Here is a 16,660-nt window from a genome sequence, read left to right on the forward strand (position 1 = left end):
CTTTGCGCCTTCAAGCCGGCGCTGAAAGGCACTATGCCTGTGTTCGGGTTGGGGCAGCGCGGAAAACAATGACGGGAATTCCCGAGCGACAGACGTCGAGGGCTGCCAGCTGGTCGCGGCGCACCGGCGCGTTTTCGGCAGTCCTGCTGCTGACCGCTCTCATCGGCCATCGCTATGATTTCGTCGAGACCCAAGCTTTCCTATGGGTGCTTGGCATTGTCGCCTTGCTGGCTGCGTTTGCGCTTCTGTTCGCCGGGTTTGCCTTTGCGCGATTGTGGAATTTCGGTGATCGCGGCGGCCATGACCTGACCGCCGGCGCCTTGCTGGCGATTCTGGTGCTCATCCCTTACGGCGTCGCGGCCTATTGGGTGGCCACCTATCCGCCGCTGCGCGACATCTCGACGGATCTGGACGACCCACCGGTGCTCGATATTTCCACCCGGACAAAGGATATGAACGAGCTTTTGCCGCCGACACCCGGCGAGCAGCGCCTGCAAATCGAAGCTTATCCGCTTGTTACCGGACGCAGCTACACCTTGCCTTTCGATCGCGTTCTGGAGGCGGTCAAAACGGTGCTCGATCGGCGCGGCTGGCAGCTCACGGCGCCGTTTCCAGATGCAGCAGGGCAAAGCGACGTGACGGTCGATGCGCTGGCCAAGGGCTTGCTGCTTGGTCTTCCCGCCGATGTTGCCATCCGCGTGACCGACGACGGCGATGCGGTCATCGTCGATATGCGCTCGGCCTCGCGTTACGGCCGCTACGACCTTGGCGACAATGCAGCGCGCATCACCGATTTCCTTTCCGAACTCGACCAGGAAGTCGCCGGCCAGGTGGGCGTGGCGCCGGCGGAATGATATCCGAAGTGTGCTAGGTTGCCGGCGAGTAGATGCCGTCGATAGCCGGCTCGCCGTCGGTGTGGACCAGGCCGCGCGCCACCAGATCTTCCAGATGGGCAAGCACCGACAGGCCGGCCGCGCCATGGAGGCGCGGGTCGGTGTCTCGATAGATCGCCTCCACCATGTCCTTGATTGCCCGGTCGCCGCTGTTGATCCGCTCCAGAATTGCACGTTCGCGCATTTTGCGATGCGTTTTCAATCCGCGCATGAAGCTGCGCGGCTCGGTCACCGGCCCACCATGACCGGGCAGCAGCAGCCGGTCGTCACGTTCGATCAGCCGATCGAGCGATGTCATGTACTCGGCCATCGCGCCATCCGGCGGTGCGACGATCGTGGTTGCCCACGCCATGACGTGATCGGCCGAGAAAAGGATGCCGGTTCCCTCCAGCGCGAAGGCCGCGTGATTGGCGGTATGGCCGGGCGTCAGCACCGTCCGGATCACCCAGCCGTCACCGTCGATCATCATATCATCCGGCAGCGCGATGTCAGGAACGAAGTCGGTGTCGGCGCTGGCATCGAGCGGATTGACCTCGCCGGTGCGCAACGGCCGCGCCGGGCGATGCCGGCCTTCCGCCAGAACCGCCGCACCGGTGTGCTGCTTCAGCCGCGCCGCCAGCGGCGAATGGTCGCGATGCGTGTGGCTGACGAAGATATGGCTGACCGGCCTGGTCCCGATCGCTTCGAGCAGCGTTTGAAGATGTGCCTCGTCATCAGGACCCGGATCGATCACCGCCAGCGTCTCGCGCCCGACGATATAGCTGTTGGTTCCGTGAAAGGTGAACGGGCTTGGGTTCGGGGCCGTGACGCGTTGAATACCAGGCGCAACGATCACGCCCTTGCCATAGGACGGTTCGAAGCGTGTGTCGAATGTCAGCGCCATGCGAACGTCGCGACCTTTTTTGGGGCGAGGGCAAAACCGATTGCCGCATAGCACGGAAGCCAATATAGGAAAACGCAAGGCCGCGTTCGGCGGCAATCCGGAACGGGGAAGACCATGGCAATTGCAACGACGATGCGTCCGCTTATTTCTCTCGCTCTGCCTGAAAAGGGCGCGGCCCGGCTGGCAGGACAGCTTTTGCTGGCGATCGCCGGAACGCTGCTGTTGATCTTGTCTGCCAAGACCAAGGTCATGCTCGGACCGGTCGATATCTCGATGCAGACGCTCGCCGTCTTGCTGATCGCTGCCGCCTTCGGCATGCGCCTTGGCGTCGCCACACTGCTTCTCTACATGGCTGAGGGCGCGCTGGGGCTTCCGGTCTTCCAGAGCACGCCGGAAAAGGGCATCGGCATCGCCTACATGCTCGGTTCGACCGGCGGTTATCTTGCCGGCTTCGTTGTCATGGCGGCGATCGTCGGCTGGGCTGCCGACCGTGGCTGGGATCGCCATCCTATCAAGCTCTTCAATGCCATGCTGGTGGCCGAGATCGTCATGATGGCAATGGGCTTTGCCTGGCTGGCGCTGTTGATCGGCCCGGAAAAATCCTGGCAGTTCGGGGTGGTGCCCTTTATCGTCGGTGATCTGATCAAGGTTGCGCTGGCCGCGAGCCTGGTGCCGGCTGTCTGGTCGCTGTTGAAGCGTTCGTGAAGCCGGTCGAGCGGAACTTAAGCCAAAAACGGATCTGCATGTTTCACCGCTGTCACCAAGCTATTGCCTGGACCCATGACTCGATGGCAACCTGTTCTGCGCGATAACCTGTCGAATGTTTTTCGCCGTAGTTGGTGTGGCCGTGCAGGATCTTTCTCGCTGGCGGCTGGCTTCTAGCGCGACGCCATTCGTCACATTAGCTTCAAGTCGACGGACTAAGTACCAGAACCAACGGGCGATTCGTCACGACCAGCGTAACCAAGCACCTACGTATGGAAATAAATTGCTCGACATAGCATCTCAGCCAGCTGAAAAAGAAAGCGGCTCGGTGATTATTTAGGCACAGCTAAATTTCTGGACAATGTGTAGGAAATTCTTAACCCAACCGCCTTGACTTTAGTGGCTTGGTTGCTTGCTGGTATCCACACACTGTCGTAACCGTTGACCTGAGATCATGACCGTTGACCTGAGATCATGCCGCCGACCGCCGAAGGAAGACACGTGAGTAGCGCGGAAAAAACAACGAGCAAGGCAACAGCCCTGTCGCGTGGGCCGACCGCCGCGCCGGCAACCCGCTGGTATGCGGCCAGCGTCTTTCCCGGGAAGGAGCATGTCGCAGAGCGGCATCTCCGGATCCAGGGATTCGAGCCCTTTGTGCCTCGCTGCGAGAAAACCGTGCGTCATGCCCGGCGGCTCGAAACCCGGTCGGCGGCCTATTTCCCGGGTTACATGTTCATCGCCCTTGACCTCGGACTGCAACGTTGGCGCTCGGTCAATGGAACATTCGGTGTGCGCTCCCTCGTCACACAAGGCGACCGGCCTTTGCCGGTCCCCTCGGGTCTGGTAGAGCGTTTCATTGCATTGACCGGTGAGGACGGGCTGCTTGATTTCAGTGGAGGCCTCGCAGCCGGTGCCTCGGTCCGAATCCTTTCGGGCCCTCTCGCGGAAACGATCGGTCGCCTTGACCGGCTCGATCCAGCTGGACGAGCCCGGGTTCTGGTGGCCATCATGAATGGCGAAATCCCTGTCGACTTGGATGCCAGGGATCTCGTAGCAATCGCGTAGCCGCAAACATCAAGGCGGCGTCGTGATGTAAATTGTTGTAGGATGCGCTCTCGGGTTTCACCCGGGAGTGCGGTAGCCGTCGTTCGGTGGGGAAAAGGCGCTGTCTGGCGAGATCGTTTCATCGGCGCTGGTGGAGAGTACGCGGTATGCGAATAACAATGATTGGTGCCGGCTATGTGGGGCTCGTCTCGGGCGCCTGCTTCGCCGACTTTGGCCATCAGGTCTGCTGCGTCGACCGGGATGCGGAAAAGCTTGCCATGCTCAAACTCGGCAAGATACCGATCTACGAGCCAGGGCTTGACGACCTCGTCACCACCAACGCCGCGCAAGGCCGCTTGCGTTTCGACGACAATCTCGCGGATGCCGTTTCTCAATCGGATGTCGTCTTCATTGCCGTGGGCACGCCATCACGGCGTGGCGATGGCCATGCCGACCTGTCCTTCGTCTATGACGCGGCTGCCGAAGTTGGTCGCGCACTCAAGGGGTTTACGGTCGTGGTGACGAAATCGACCGTTCCCGTCGGTACCGGCGATGAAGTGGAACGGATCATCCGCGAGCAAAATCCCACAGCCGATTTTGCGGTGGTCTCCAATCCGGAATTTCTTCGCGAAGGATCGGCGATCGAGGACTTCAAGCGGCCCGACCGCATTATTGTCGGGACCGATGCCGAAAGTGCCAAAGCGGTCATGGGCGAGATCTACCGGCCGCTCTCGCTGAATGCCGCACCGATATTCTATACGAGCCGACGTACGGCGGAGCTCACCAAATATGCCGGCAACGCGTTTCTGGCCATGAAGATCACCTTCATCAACGAAATTGCCGATCTCTGCGAGCGGTTGGGGGCCGATGTGCAGGACGTCGCACGCGGCATCGGCATGGACAATCGCATCGGCGCAAAGTTTCTTCATGCCGGGCCGGGCTATGGCGGCTCCTGTTTCCCGAAGGATACGCTGGCGCTGGTCAAGACCGCGCAGGACGCGGCAAGCCCAGTGCGGCTTATTGAAACGACGGTCTCGATAAACGACCAGCGCAAACGGGCGATGGCGCGCAAGGTGGTCGAGGCCTGCGGCGGCTCGGTTCGTGGCAAGACCATCGGTATCCTTGGCCTTACGTTCAAGCCGAACACCGACGATATGCGCGACGCCCCCTCATTGGCCATCATTCAGGCACTCAAGGATGCAGGCGCTTCGATCAAGGCCTATGATCCGGTCGGCATGGAGCAGGCGCGCAAGATGATCGAGGGCATTGAATTCGGGGAAAGCGCCTACGCGGTGGCCAACGGCGCGCACGCGATCGTCATCGTCACCGAGTGGAACGCGTTTCGGTCACTGGATCTGAAGCGGCTTCGTGCAGTCATGGCGACGCCGGTGATGGTCGACCTGCGAAACGTGTATCGCGGCGAGGACGTGGTCAGGGAAGGGATAGCCTATTCCAGCATCGGCCGAGAGCGGCATGTTGTCGGGTGAACGTCCGGGTTGATTCGCGGGATTCAAATTGATCGCCACCTCCATCCATTTACCCAACAAACGGCATCTCCTGCTCCGGATGCGCTTTCAGCTGCTTGGCGGATTGACATTCGCGATTCTGCTGCCCGCGCTGATCCGTATGTCGGTCGATCAAGACGTTATCCTGTATTCAAACTTACAGGTTACGATAATTGCAGCGTTCATTGCGCACACCACCGGCTACTTCTTTTACAAACGCATCGGCAATTTCCCGGGCGTGGCCGCCGCTGGTTACATCCTTCCAACCTTCGCCCTGACTTACGGCCTGGTGTTCGCGACGATCTTCTTCTTCAGGTTCGACTACAGCCGGTTCCAGGCCGCGGCGAGCTTCATTCAATCGACATTGTGGTATTTTGGTTTGAGCTTGGCGACGCGGCGGCTCGATGCACACCGGCTGGCGATAATTCCTGGCGGAGACGTCGACAGGCTGGAGAGCATACCGGGCGTTAACTGGCACAGGATTCTTTCGGCTGACACGGTCGTCCAGCATGCGACCGGCGTGGTGGCCGATCTTCGAGCTGACCTTTCAGATGAGTGGGAGCGGTATATTGCCGACCGCGCGCTTTCGGGAACACCGGTCTATCACGTCAAACAAATAAGCGAGTCGCTCACAGGCAGGGTAGAGATCGAACATCTTTCTGAAAACACTCTAGGCTCCTTGAATCCAAACCAGGCTTACCTGAAAATTAAGCAGGCGATAGACTGGGCTGCTGCGTTATTTGTGCTGGTTGTTTTCTCGCCATTGCTGTTGTTCGTGGCGATTGCGGTAAAGATCGAATCGCCTGGACCGGCGCTATTCAAACAGAAGCGAATGGGCTACAGAGGGCATCCCTACGAGGTCTACAAGTTTCGAACGATGAAGCTCAGCGACACGGCTGTCGACGAGAAGGAGGCGGCCATCACGAAAGCCGGCGATACACGTATCACCCGTTTGGGGCAGTTCTTGAGAAAATCCAGGATCGACGAGTTGCCGCAGGCCTTCAACATCTTGCGCGGCGAGATGAGCTGGATCGGACCGCGGCCGGAAGCACTTGTGTTGTCGAAATGGTACGAGGCGGAGCTGCCATTCTATCGCTACCGTCACATCGTGCGGCCTGGCATTACCGGATGGGCGCAAGTCAACCAGGGCCATGTTGCGGCCGTCGACGATGTTTTGGAAAAACTTCACTACGACTTCTACTACATCAAGAATTTCTCCCCTTGGCTCGACGTGCTGATTGTGTTTCGTACCATCCGAACCATGCTGACAGGATTTGGCGCGCGTTGACACGGCGACAAAGATCGGTAGTCACCGCAGCCAAGCCACCACTCACGAGCCTCACAGGACGGGGGACCGGCTTTTTGAAATAGGTATTTGTAATGTCAAAAGTTACGCTGATCAGCGTTGAAAATACCGTCGTATCGACCTCGGAGAAGCACAATGACTAGGAAGACCGCGCTCATTACCGGCATCACCGGCCAGGATGGCGCCTATCTGGCGGAACTTCTTTTGACAAAGGGCTATGATGTCCACGGCATCAAGCGGCGGTCCTCATCGTTCAATACGGGCCGTATCGATAATCTCTACCAGGATCCGCATGAAAAGAACGTAAGGCTCTCGCTGCACTATGGTGACATGACCGATGCCACCAACCTCATCCGCATCGTCCAGGAGGTGCAGCCCGACGAAATTTACAATCTTGCCGCGCAATCGCATGTCCAGGTGAGCTTCGAGACTGCAGAATATACGGCGAATGCCGACGCGATCGGTACATTGCGTCTCCTCGAAGCCATCCGGCTGCTTGGCCTGACAAAAAAGACGCGTTTCTATCAGGCGTCGACTTCCGAGCTCTACGGTAAGGTGCAGGAGATCCCGCAACGCGAGACGACCCCTTTCTATCCCCGGTCGCCATATGCGGCCGCAAAGATCTATGCGTATTGGATCACAGTGAATTACCGCGAAGCCTATGATATCCATGCTTCCAACGGCATCCTGTTCAATCACGAGAGCCCGATGCGCGGCGAGACGTTCGTCACCCGCAAGATTACCCGTGCAGCCGCTGCGATCAGCCTCCGCCTCCAGGACAAGCTCTACCTCGGTAATTTGTCCGCTGAACGGGATTGGGGCCATGCCCGCGATTACGTCGAAGGGATGTGGAGAATCCTTCAGCATGAAGTGCCAGATGACTACGTCCTTGCAACCGGCGTAAAGAATTCGGTCCGCCGTTTTGTCGAGCTTGCATTTGCCGAGGTCGGGGTCGCCATCGAGTGGGTTGGTTCCGGTATCGCCGAAAAAGGCGTAGATGCAAAATCCGGCGCCGTTCTAGTCGAGGTGGATCCGCGCTATTTCAGGCCGACCGAAGTAGAACTTCTAATCGGCGACGCCTCGAAAGCGGAGCGCGTGCTTGGATGGAAGGCGACGACCTCGCTGGCGACAATGGTCCAGGAAATGGTCCAGTCCGACCTCGAAACAGTAAAGCGGGAATCTGAGCACCGGCGCCTTGACGAAGATCGGATGCGCGTTGCGGCCCAGTAAGCGACATCGGGCAGCCGGGTCGACATGAAGGTCTCGGTCTTGACCGTCTGTTGGAACTCTGCGGCGACAATCAGGTATACGATCGAGAGTTTCCTGGCCCAAGATCATGGCGATAAGGAACTGGTGGTCGTCGATGGCAATTCGTCGGACGACACGCTTGCAATAGTCCGGTCTTACCCGCAGGACCAGATCCGGCTGATCAGTGAACCGGACAGCGGAATGTATGATGCGCTCAACAAGGCGTTGCGCATCTATACCGGAGACGCGGTAGGCGTGCTGAACTCAGATGATTGCTTTCATGATCGTACGGTGCTGGGGCGGATTTCCGCGGGGCTTGAACAGACCGATATCTTGCATGGCGATTTGGATTTCGTCGAAAATCATCTGGCCAAGCGGGTCGTGCGCCGGTGGCGTGCGACGCCGCGGCCCGAAAAAGGCTTTCGCACTGGTTGGATGCCGGCCCATCCAACATTCTATGTCAAGCGGAAGGTTGGGGATGCGGTCGGTTCATTCGACCTCAGACTCAAAGTGGCTTCGGACTACGATTGGATGCTGAGGGCCGTTGAACTCCACGGATTCCAGACCATAGCCACCGGGCACGTGTTGGTCGACATGATGGTTGGCGGCGCCAGCACGCGAAGCCTTGCCTCGCATATCCGGCACAATCTGGAAGCGCTTCGTTCACGCCGCCGCTGGCTCGGATCAGGTCCTCTCGACTACGCGCTTGTTGCCAAGCCGCTGCGCAAGATTGGGCAGTATCTTGACGCTGCTTCTGATCGACAAAATAACCGTTGCTTGTAGATGAAGCGTGTATCTCAAACCCACAAGCCGGTGCACAAGATGGCGGAGCTTTCAGGACCGAACCGGGTATGTTTGGATCGAGTTGAAAGCGTTGCGACCTGCGACATGAAAATGCATCTGCAGGCTCTAGGCGGCTTACAAAAATGACCGGATTACATTATGTTCCGTTCATAGTTCTTGTTCTTGGTGCTATCCTTTGCCTCTATAGGCCAATAGGTCGGGACCTTGTAGTGCCTGTGTTCTTTTTGCCATGGGGTGCACTAACACCAGATATCGGCATCAATTTACCAATATCAAAGGCACTGTTCTTATTTCTTGCATTGAAGTATTCGTTGCACGGACGATTTAGCCTAAAACAAATCCCGTATGCCAAGCTAGTAGCTTTATTTACCTGTATTGGAGTTGTCTCTGGCTTCTTCACCTTGGCAATAGCGGACTTGGGAATCGAGTTTGCTGGTGGCGACCTGCGAAACGGCTGGTTTCGAGTCGCTATCTCCACAACTACCTTTCTGCTGTCACTGCTACCGTTTGCGTTGTTCCTGGCGCGCGGCGTACAGCACGACGTCATGGCTCTGATGCGCACCTACTTGATCTCGGTCGCGATCTTATGCGTGATTGGCATCGTCCAGTATGCTGTTTTCCGTGCTCTTGGAACCGATATCCTGCCAATCGGTTTGTTTAGCGCCGGGGACGATGAGCTAAGGTCGGGTATGTTAAGCTTCCGCGGTGAACTCGCGCTCCGCCCGGGTTCACTTGCAGGTGAACCTAAGGTGCTCGGCCTTTTCGCTGCGTCCGCGGGAATTATTACCGTTGCATTCGGCCTGAAGATTTTTGCAACGCTAAGAGCTCGACTAGCAATTCTGGCACTCGCGCTCTGCATCGTCTTTCTGACGCAATCGACCTCGGCACTTATCGCATTGCCAATTGGCCTGGGTGTATATCTGACTTTAAGGGCCCTGGGTCGCCCTCTGGGTTCAACGTCAATATTGTTTATATATTTAGGCGCATTCTCCTGCGTGCTGGCGGTTTACTTATCCAACGTCGCCAATACACCCTCTACTTCTCTTCTCTCAGGAATTGACGTACCCACCATTGCGGTGGAGGAGCCCAATAGTGTTAAAGATCTTCTGTATCAGCGCACCGTTGGAAGAATAGAAGTGGAAGATATGGATTGGGTGATCGTCAAGAGTTTTCTTGAAGATCCTTCTTCAATGGTGCTCGGCCGTGGCTTTGGGTTGGGTCATTTGGCGGTGGACGCGTATATTCCCGATGCGCTTCGGCATTACATGGAAGGGCGAGTTATCGCACCAAAGTCCGGAATAACATATTTTCTTGTCAACGGCGGTATTGTAATGATCGTATTAATGGCAATTTATTTTGCGAAGCTGACGCCAGTGCCCCTTCGAATAACTCCCGGGCCGGATGCCAAGCGCGATATTTTCGTGCGGGCGGCTCAACTAGCGTTGATCCCTCTCATACTGATGATGATCCTTCGGGTTTACTTATTGGATGTTACGATGTTTGTCTCTGCAGCGTGCCTTGCGGGTGCCAGAATTATTGGCATGGCGCACGGTATTAGCCCAAGAGCATCAGATCGAAATGGGATATTTCGACCAGCGGGTCAAGTTCATCTAGTTCCAAAGAGCACATCGTAGAAGGGGCGTGGGAGTTGTTGGATGTTTGAGTTCCTCAAAGATGTGGCCGAGAAATTATCGGGCAATAAGGTTTGGATCGAGCCTTCGGCCGATCCTCAACAAATTGCATCCTTTATCAAGACCGTGCGTCCGAAAGCCATCAAGACGCCCCTCATTCGGCTGGGCGGGGTCGCTGACGGTGGCTATCTTCTGCCGAACGATCTCGATGGCATAAGGGCGTGTATTTCACCGGGTGTTTCCACAGAGGTGAGTTTTGATCGGGCGATGGCTGACCGCGGAATCGACGTGTTCATGGCTGACGCCTCCGTCGCGGGGCCGCCCGCCATTGATGCGCGGTTCCACTTCCTGAAAAAGTTCGTCGACGTCCATGAGAACGAAGACAATATACGGCTCGATTCTTTGTGCGGGCTTGTACCGGCTGGCCTGGGCGGTGATCGTCTTTTGCAAATGGATATCGAAGGTGCCGAGTACCGGGTGTTGCTTGATGCAAGCGACGAGACTCTCAAAAGTTTTCGCATCATGACGATAGAGTTCCATCATTTGTCGCGCGTGTATGGAAGGTTCTCATTTCGGATAATACGTGCCGCGTTTCAGAAACTCCTGCGGTTTCACGAGATCGTACATGTTCATCCTAACAATCATGCGAAGCCAGTTCGACGGGGAGAACTTGAGATACCTTCGGTCATGGAGTTCACATTCTATCGAAAGGATCGGTTCGTGTCCGACGCGGACGCGAAGCTCAGTTTTCCGCATCCGCTCGACAGGGATAATGTTGCGAGCAAACCGTCCGTCGTGCTTCCGAAATGTTGGCAATAGCAAACTCAGGCGTTTTCGATTTTTGCGGCCAGGTCAACAGCAACTGACCACGGTTTGCCGGCTGAGGTGAGGGCGGTGATTGTCGACCATCATGGAATCTGAAGTTGCTAGTGATGGGCATGCCTCGCTGCGCGAGCGGCGCATCGCGAAAAGCGCGCTCGCCTCGGCCTTTGCCAAGATTGTGTCCGTATCGACGGCATTGGTTTCAGTGCCGCTGACGCTTCACTACCTCGGCGCAGAGCGCTATGGCATGTGGATGGCGATGAGTTCGCTCGTTGCGTTTCTCTCCTTCGCGGATCTTGGTATCGGCAATGGCCTATTGTCCTCAGTGGCCTCAGCTCACGGACGGGACGACCGCGCTGGTATACGGACGCTTGTTTCGAGCGCCTATCTTGTGCTCTCCTTGATAGCGGTTGCGGTGCTAGCAATTCTTGCGATCTGTTATCCGTTAGTGACGTGGTATCGGATTTTCAACGTTCAATCCGAGCTCGCACGCGCGGAGGCCGCGCCGGCGGTCGCCGTGCTGATTGGCTGCTTTGCCCTGGCGATTCCGGTTGGAGTGGTCCAACGTACTCAGATGGGATTGCAGAAGGGGTACATGATGAGCCTCTGGCAGGGTGCTGCCAGTGTCATGGGCCTCTTCGGCGTCCTTCTGGCCATTCATTTGAAGGCGCCGCTCCCCTTTCTGGTCTTGGCCTATGTCGGGGCGCCGTTGCTGGCGGGCGTCGCAAATAACATAGTGTTCTTCGGCTTCCTCGAGCGGGATATCGCGCCCGATCGTCACTGCGTTTCGAGGGCAGCGATTCGAATTCTGACCGGTACCGGCTTTCTGTTCCTTGTCCTGCAGCTTGTCGCCGCCGCGACCTACATGTCCGACAATTTCATCATTGCGCATAAGCTGGGCGCTTCTTCGGTAGCCGACTATGCGGTGCCTGAAAGGCTGTTCGCTCTGATCGGTCTGGTCGTGGCGATGGTGGTCGCGCCTCTTTGGCCGGCCTATGGCGAGGCGATCGCTCGAGGGGATCGGGTCTGGGTGGCTCGGACGTTGAAACGCTCGCTCTTGTTGTCGGCCGGAGCTGCGGCGCTCGGTTCCACCTTTTTGGTAATTGCCGCGCCCTGGATCCTCGAATTATGGGTGGGGCACGCCGTATCGCCGCCCTTTCTTCTTCTGCTTGGTCTCGGTTTGTGGAAAGTGGTGGAGGCGGCGGGTGGTGCGTTGGCCATGTTCTTGAACGGCATGCGAGTGATCGGCTTTCAACTGGTCGCCGCAATTTTCACCGCAGTGGTGGCGATCACGCTCAAATTCTATTTCATTGATCATGTGGGCATTGCCGGTTCGGTCTGGGCGACTTTGATCAGCTTCACCTCTTTTACCCTCATTCCGGCACTCGTTCTTCGCGCCAAAATCCTCAGGACAGGTGAATAGGAGATGCCTAGATTGCGAAGAATCATAGCAAGGATTGTGGAAAAGATTGCAGAGCGGAAGCTAAAAAAGAGGTGCGCGCTGAACATAGGTGCTGGCACAAAGATCAGTTACCGAAATATTGGCCAAAGGCCGCCGGCCGCGTTGACAATCGGCGAAGGATCTATTTTCCAAGCGACCATTATATCTGACCGCGAAAATTCTATCATATCGGTTGGAAATAATACATTTGTAGGAAATTCCCGTTTGGTGTGCGCTGAGGAAATAAGTATAGGGAATAACGTACTGATATCGTGGGGATGCACGATTGTCGACCATAATTCTCACTCCACTGACTGGACAAAGCGTGAGAAAGATGTACGGGAATGGCATTTCAATAAGAAAGATTGGTCCCATGTGAAAGTCAGCAAAGTAAGAATTTCGGACAACGCCTGGATTGGCTTTAATTCGATAATACTCAAAGGCGTCACCATTGGCGAAGGGGCGATTGTGGGTGCAGGTAGTGTTGTTACGAAGAACGTGGAGCCATTTACCATCGTCGCTGGCAATCCAGCACGCGTGTTGCAGGGGGTCTCGTGAGCATTCCTGAAACACGAACCTGGGAAGAAGCGGTTCAGTGGTTGAAATCGCAGCCAGATCGCGCCGATCTCGTTCGAGCCTGCTTTTATGATGACCCGTTGGAGGCGTCAGCCCGCCGGTTTCATTCAGGGACAGAGTGGGCAGCTGTTCAGAAGCTCCTGCGTGGTCGCAAAGGAAAAGCGCTTGAAATTGGTGCCGGACGCGGCATCGCTTCTTACGCTCTCGCCCGCGACGGCTGGCAGGTCACGGCGTTGGAGCCGGACCCCAGTGACGTCGTGGGGGCGGGAGCGATTCAATCACTGAGCAATGCGACGGCGACCAATATCGAAGTCGTCACCGAGTGGGGCGAAAAGCTGCCTTTCGCCGATGCAAGTTTCGACCTGGTGTATTGCCGGGCGGTGCTACATCACGCGCGGGATCTGCGGGAGTTGTGTGCCGAAGCAGGGCGCGTCCTTCGAGCGGGCGGCCTGATGCTGGCGACCCGCGAACACGTTATTTCGAGCAAGACCGACATGGACGCGTTTCTAAAGGGACACAATCTCCATTGGTTGTACGGCGGTGAGAACGCCTTCCTGCTCGAAGAATACCTTTCGGCGATTAGGCATGCCAAGCTTCGCATTGTTGAAGTGATCAACCCGCTGGAAAGCGATATCAATCTCTTTCCCGATACAAAGAGTTCGGTCAAAGCGCGGGGGGCAAGGAAGCTCCGATTGCCTTCGCCCGCGCTGGTTCCCGACCTTGCGCTCAAATTGGCTGGGCGGTTCTCGCAAAGACCTGGCCGGCTTTACTCGTTCGTTTCGGCGAAAGTTTGATGTCATGAGATCGAGGGTGCTCGTTACCGGAGCATACGGTTTCGTGGGTCGACATGTTGCACGTGCCGTTGCCCGGCAGGGAGCCGAGGTGATAGCGATCGGTCATGGCTCCTGGAGCCGCGACGAGTGGCGCGACTGGGGCATTGCTCAGTGGCATCCAACGGATGTGACGATTGATGCGCTGGCGACCTACGGAGGCGCACCCGAAGCCGTCTTTCACTGCGCCGGCAGTGGCTCGGTGGCATTTTCGCTAAGCCATCCCTATCAAGACTACCAGCGCACCGTGGCGACGACGCACAGCGTGCTTGAGTATATTCGCACGTCACATTCCGATGCGAAGCTTGTCCTGCCATCCAGTGCCGGTGTCTACGGCGTTGCCACTGTCTTGCCGACAAGTGTCGAGGCTCCCCTCAATCCGGTATCGCCCTATGGGCTGCACAAAAAGCTCGCAGAAGATCTTTGCCGGTCCTATGGGCGACATTTCGGAGTGCGCAGTGCCATCGTCCGGCTGTTCTCGATCTATGGGACCGGGCTGCGAAAGCAGTTGCTCTGGGATGCCTGTGCGAAGTTGACCCTGGGAGAGGCCCGTTTCGGGGGAACTGGCGAGGAGACGCGTGACTGGTTGCATATCGAAGATGCGGCCGCATTGATGATTTTGGCTGCCGATCACGGATCGGCCCGTTGCCCGGTCGTCAATGGCGGAACCGGCGAGGCGACCTCCATCAAAGCCGTTCTTCACACGATCGCCGATGAACTTGGGGCCCAGGTTGATCTCGATTTTTCCGGCCAGGCGCGACCCGGCGATCCCGCCCATTACCAGGCCGAGATCACGGAAGCCCTGGCTTGGGGCTGGAAGCCAACGCGCCGGTGGTCAGACGAAACGCGCGCATATGTCCGCTGGTTCAAGGAGGGCGCGCATTGATCCGCGTCGGGTTTGTTCTGAACGCGTCAGGGAACGGATGGATTGGTGGGACGAACTACTTCCAGAATTTGTTGCGCGCCATCGCCACGTCCGACAAAATTCAACCTGTGATCTTGAGCGGTGATGCGTTTGCGCCGAGCATTCGGTTTGACCCACCCCTTGAAATCATTCGAACTCGTTTGGTCCAGCCTTCGCGATGGTTATACAAGGCGCGCAAGGGGAGCGCGCGCATTTTTGGGCGCGACGTCTTGATGGAACGATTTCTCCGGAATCACAATATCGACGTTCTGTCGCATTCAGGTCATTTGGGGCGCAACGCGCATCTTCCGACGATCACCTGGATCCCGGACTTCCAACATATTCGACTGCCGGAGTTCTTTACGGCGGAGCAGCGTCGTGCGCGCGATGCTGCCTACGCCCAGTCCGCCGATGCATCCACCCGGATTGTGCTGAGCAGCGAAGATGCGAAGCGGGATTTTTGCGCTTTCCGTCCTTCCGCGGCCGACAAGGCGCGAATTCTGCGGTTCGCCTCGACGGTCACTGCCAATGCCGATCACGTCGAGACGCGTGAGAGCCTCAGCGAGCGCTACGGCATACGGGAGCCATTCTTCCATCTGCCAAACCAATTTTGGGCGCATAAAAACCATAGTGTGGTTATCGATGCGCTTGCGCTAGCACGTTCCAGTGGCCGGCCGATGACGGTCGTTTGTACCGGTCATACCGACGACAGCCGTCATCCTGACTATTTTCCTCGGTTGATGCGGCGTGCCCGGGATGCAGGGTGCGAAAATGACCTCAAAGTCCTTGGACTGGTTCCCTATGCCGACCTCGCTGGGCTGATGAGGCACTCGGTCGCGGTCATCAACCCCTCTTTGTTCGAGGGCTGGAGCACGACGGTTGAGGAAGCGAAATCGTTGGGTAAGAGCATTCTTCTATCTGATATTCCCGTCCATCGTGAACAAGCGCCCGACCACGGAATATTTTTTGACCCCCGATCCTCACGGGATCTGGCAGATCGCCTGCTCCGGTTTCTTGACGAATACTCACTTCAGGACGACGAGAAAAGAATGAATAGGGCTTTGGAAGAATTACCCCAACGAGTAAGATCGTTCTCGGCGTGTTTTGAGAAGATTGCGGTCGAGGCCTTCGAGTCGGCCCGCAAATCTATGTACTAGAAAGTATTTCATGATAAAATAGAAATGATCTCGACATATATGAGCAGCGAGAGTATGAAAATTTCAATAATAATGCCATCATTCAATCAGTCTAAGTATGTGGAGGCGTCGATAAGGTCAATTATTGACCAAGATTATGAAGACAAAGAAGTATTGTTTATTGATGGCGGTAGTACCGATAAAACCATGACAGTGATTGAAAAATATCGTGACAAGTTCGCTTACTGCGTTTCGGAGCGTGACAAGGGGCAGAGTGATGCGTTGCACAAAGGCTTTACACGCGCAACAGGCGACGTTCTGACGTGGCTCAATACTGACGATCTGCTTTTGCCCGGGGCGTTGCGCGAGGTTGCGAACACATTTGCAAGCGACGCCCGATGTGATTGTGTCTTCGGCAACATCATCTGGATGGACGAGGATGATCGGATACTGCGTTGCCGAAAGGGCGAACGCTATCTGCCCCTGCTCACTCGCCTGGGCCGGTTGACGCCATATGGCCCCTCAGCGTTCTTCAAACGCGATCTTTACGGCCGGGTTGGCGGAGTTGACCTTGGTCTTCATTACCTTATGGATACCGACCTCTGGTGGCGCTTTGCAATTAGCGGAGCCAGATTCGCTCGGTTGCGAAGATATACGTGGGGCTATCGTTTGCACCGGGATGCCAAGACTTCGGCTCCGATGTTTTCGGAGGCGCCGGATGCGAGTTTGATAAAAGCGATGGAGGCGAGGCGTACAGAAGTCGATCGCATCGGCGCAATGATCAAACGTCATAGCCTTGCGTTTCCGGGTATTCTCACGACGGCGTTACAATCCTCTCTGCGAGCGACCTCACCCAACTATCTAGCAAGTCTGTATGATAGCTGGTGCTTGCGCGGACACCACGTAAATGAGGCCATAGAAACGCAATGACA

Annotated in this window: 16 protein-coding genes; 15 read left to right on the plus strand and 1 reads right to left on the minus strand. The window is 56.7% G+C overall.

The genetic code is table 11. The features are described from left to right. The first annotated feature begins 68 nt into the window (after positions 1–68). Entirely contained in the window at positions 69–854 is a 786-nt protein-coding gene (locus tag NKJ15_RS26230) for a DUF1499 domain-containing protein (protein ID WP_352818504.1), read from the plus strand. Positions 855–867: 13 nt separating this feature from the next. On the opposite strand, the gene NKJ15_RS26235 is transcribed toward NKJ15_RS26230, so the two are convergent. Beyond that, entirely contained in the window at positions 868–1,776 is a 909-nt protein-coding gene (locus NKJ15_RS26235) for an MBL fold metallo-hydrolase (protein ID WP_352818507.1), read from the minus strand. Between the two features lie 114 nt (positions 1,777–1,890). Here NKJ15_RS26235 and NKJ15_RS26240 point away from each other — a divergent pair, with 114 nt between their 5' ends. The 14 genes from NKJ15_RS26240 (at position 1,891) to NKJ15_RS26305 (ending at position 16,658) form a co-directional block, all read left to right on the plus strand. Then, the gene (locus tag NKJ15_RS26240) at positions 1,891–2,481 is read left to right on the plus strand and encodes a biotin transporter BioY (protein WP_352503745.1); all 591 of its coding nucleotides are present in this window, start codon (positions 1,891–1,893) and stop codon (positions 2,479–2,481) included. Between the two features lie 501 nt (positions 2,482–2,982). Beyond that, the gene (gene nusG, locus NKJ15_RS26245) at positions 2,983–3,546 is read left to right on the plus strand and encodes a transcription termination/antitermination protein NusG (protein ID WP_352818511.1); all 564 of its coding nucleotides are present in this window, start codon (positions 2,983–2,985) and stop codon (positions 3,544–3,546) included. Between the two features lie 146 nt (positions 3,547–3,692). Then, positions 3,693–5,012, plus strand: coding sequence for a UDP-glucose dehydrogenase family protein (locus tag NKJ15_RS26250; protein ID WP_352818513.1), 1,320 nt, complete (start codon positions 3,693–3,695; stop codon positions 5,010–5,012). Positions 5,013–5,040: 28 nt separating this feature from the next. Further along, a complete protein-coding gene (locus NKJ15_RS26255; RefSeq protein ID WP_352818516.1) occupies positions 5,041–6,318 on the plus strand; it encodes a sugar transferase in 1,278 nt (425 codons plus the stop codon). 153 nt (positions 6,319–6,471) lie between these two features. Beyond that, complete coding sequence (gene gmd / locus NKJ15_RS26260; RefSeq protein ID WP_352818519.1) at positions 6,472–7,566, plus strand: GDP-mannose 4,6-dehydratase; 1,095 nt, start codon at positions 6,472–6,474, stop codon at positions 7,564–7,566. Between the two features lie 24 nt (positions 7,567–7,590). Then, complete coding sequence (locus NKJ15_RS26265; RefSeq protein ID WP_352818522.1) at positions 7,591–8,367, plus strand: glycosyltransferase family 2 protein; 777 nt, start codon at positions 7,591–7,593, stop codon at positions 8,365–8,367. A 230-nt stretch (positions 8,368–8,597) separates the two neighbouring features. Continuing rightward, entirely contained in the window at positions 8,598–10,022 is a 1,425-nt protein-coding gene (locus tag NKJ15_RS26270; RefSeq protein ID WP_352818525.1) for a hypothetical protein, read from the plus strand. A 21-nt stretch (positions 10,023–10,043) separates the two neighbouring features. Then, positions 10,044–10,838: an FkbM family methyltransferase gene (locus tag NKJ15_RS26275; RefSeq protein ID WP_352818528.1), complete on the plus strand. Its 795-nt coding sequence runs from the start codon at positions 10,044–10,046 to the stop codon at positions 10,836–10,838. 79 nt (positions 10,839–10,917) lie between these two features. Further along, positions 10,918–12,264, plus strand: a complete 1,347-nt coding sequence (locus tag NKJ15_RS26280) for a lipopolysaccharide biosynthesis protein (RefSeq protein ID WP_352818531.1) — start codon at positions 10,918–10,920, stop codon at positions 12,262–12,264. A 36-nt stretch (positions 12,265–12,300) separates the two neighbouring features. Next, positions 12,301–12,840: an acyltransferase gene (locus NKJ15_RS26285; RefSeq protein WP_352818533.1), complete on the plus strand. Its 540-nt coding sequence runs from the start codon at positions 12,301–12,303 to the stop codon at positions 12,838–12,840. Further along, positions 12,837–13,652, plus strand: coding sequence for a class I SAM-dependent methyltransferase (locus tag NKJ15_RS26290; protein WP_352818536.1), 816 nt, complete (start codon positions 12,837–12,839; stop codon positions 13,650–13,652). The genes NKJ15_RS26285 and NKJ15_RS26290 overlap by 4 nt, the downstream gene beginning before the upstream one ends. Positions 13,653–13,656: 4 nt before the next feature. Next, complete coding sequence (locus NKJ15_RS26295) at positions 13,657–14,574, plus strand: NAD-dependent epimerase/dehydratase family protein (RefSeq protein ID WP_352818612.1); 918 nt, start codon at positions 13,657–13,659, stop codon at positions 14,572–14,574. Beyond that, positions 14,571–15,749: a glycosyltransferase family 4 protein gene (locus NKJ15_RS26300; RefSeq protein WP_352818540.1), complete on the plus strand. Its 1,179-nt coding sequence runs from the start codon at positions 14,571–14,573 to the stop codon at positions 15,747–15,749. The genes NKJ15_RS26295 and NKJ15_RS26300 overlap by 4 nt, the downstream gene beginning before the upstream one ends. A gap of 54 nt (positions 15,750–15,803) precedes the next feature. Then, on the plus strand, positions 15,804–16,658 hold the full coding sequence (locus tag NKJ15_RS26305) for a glycosyltransferase family 2 protein (RefSeq protein ID WP_352818542.1): 855 nt from the start codon (positions 15,804–15,806) through the stop codon (positions 16,656–16,658). Positions 16,659–16,660 lie beyond the last annotated feature (2 nt).

Origin of the sequence: Mesorhizobium sp. M0207 (assembly GCF_040321995.1) — a bacterium.
Classification (GTDB): domain Bacteria; phylum Pseudomonadota; class Alphaproteobacteria; order Rhizobiales; family Rhizobiaceae; genus Mesorhizobium.